This is a genomic window from Erwinia sp. MYb416 (assembly GCF_037479575.1).
Taxonomy (GTDB): domain Bacteria; phylum Pseudomonadota; class Gammaproteobacteria; order Enterobacterales; family Enterobacteriaceae; genus Erwinia; species Erwinia rhapontici.
Map to the genome: position 1 here is coordinate 1 of NZ_JBBGYT010000067.1, position 534 is coordinate 534.

Consider the following 534-nt stretch of genomic DNA (forward strand, 5'->3'; position numbering starts at 1 on the left):
CGGGTGACAGAGCTGTCGATCAGTGTGCCGATCTCCTTCGCCGCGGTGGCTGAACGCTGAGCCAGTGCGCGCACTTCGGCCGCGACCACAGCGAAACCGCGTCCTTCGCTGCCTGCACGCGCCGCTTCAACGGCGGCATTCAATGCCAGGATATTGGTCTGGAAGGCGATGCCGTCAATCACGCTGATAATATTGCTGATTTGTGTGGAGAACTGGTGGATGTCGCTCATGGTGCGGACCACCTGTTTCACGACGTCGCCCCCCTGGCTGGCGACGGCACAGGCTTCAATGGAGATATCGCTGGCGATACGTGAGTTCTCGGCATTGTTTTTGACCACCGACGTCAGCTCTTCCATCGAGGCCGCCGTTTGCACAATGGCGCTGGCCTGCGCTTCATTGCGCGTGGACAGTTCGCGGCTGCCGACGGCAATTTCGCTGGAGGCCGACGCAATGGTTTCGGTGCCGGAACGCACCCCGGACACAATACGCGTCAGGTTGCCGTTCATCTCCTGCAGGGCATGCATCAGTTCGGCG

General features: G+C 60.9%; 1 protein-coding gene. It reads right to left on the bottom strand.

Features of this window, described 5'->3' with window-relative positions:
* Positions 1–534 (bottom strand): methyl-accepting chemotaxis protein (locus WH277_RS00585; RefSeq protein ID WP_339503760.1); only part of this gene is annotated, 534 nt, incomplete at both ends.